The sequence below is a fragment of the Paenibacillus sp. GM1FR genome (assembly GCF_002803315.1).
GTDB classification, from domain to species: Bacteria; Bacillota; Bacilli; order Paenibacillales; family Paenibacillaceae; genus Paenibacillus; species Paenibacillus amylolyticus.
The window spans coordinates 1-527 of the sequence record NZ_MKZL01000065.1 but is presented as its reverse complement, the minus strand read 5'-3'; the positions used below and the strand labels follow the sequence as shown (position 1 = coordinate 527).

Annotated in this window: 1 rRNA gene; it reads left to right on the top strand. The window is 53.9% G+C overall.

The features are described 5' to 3' along the window. Positions 1-527 (top strand): 23S ribosomal RNA (locus tag PAEAM_RS29330); the annotation flags it as partial.

The following is a 527-nucleotide window of genomic DNA, read 5'->3' as shown; positions in this document are numbered from 1 at the left end:
CAAAAAGTCAGAGCCCGTTTTAGGGGTGATGGCGTGCCTTTTGTAGAATGAACCGGCGAGTTACGTTCCCGTGCAAGGTTAAGGTGAAGAGCCGGAGCCGCAGCGAAAGCGAGTCTGAATAGGGCGAATGAGTACGTGGACGTAGACCCGAAACCGGGTGATCTACCCCTGTCCAGGGTGAAGGTGCGGTAACACGCACTGGAGGCCCGAACCCACGCATGTTGAAAAATGCGGGGATGAGGTGGGGGTAGCGGAGAAATTCCAATCGAACTCGGAGATAGCTGGTTCTCCCCGAAATAGCTTTAGGGCTAGCCTCGGAAAACAGAGTCGTGGAGGTAGAGCACTGATTGGGTGCGGGGCCCGCAAGGGTTACCAAGCTCAGTCAAACTCCGAATGCCATAGACTTACTTCCGGGAGTCAGACAGTGAGTGCTAAGATCCATTGTCAAAAGGGAAACAGCCCAGACCATCAGCTAAGGTCCCCAAGTGTGTGTTAAGTGGGAAAGGATGTGGAGTTGCACAGACAAC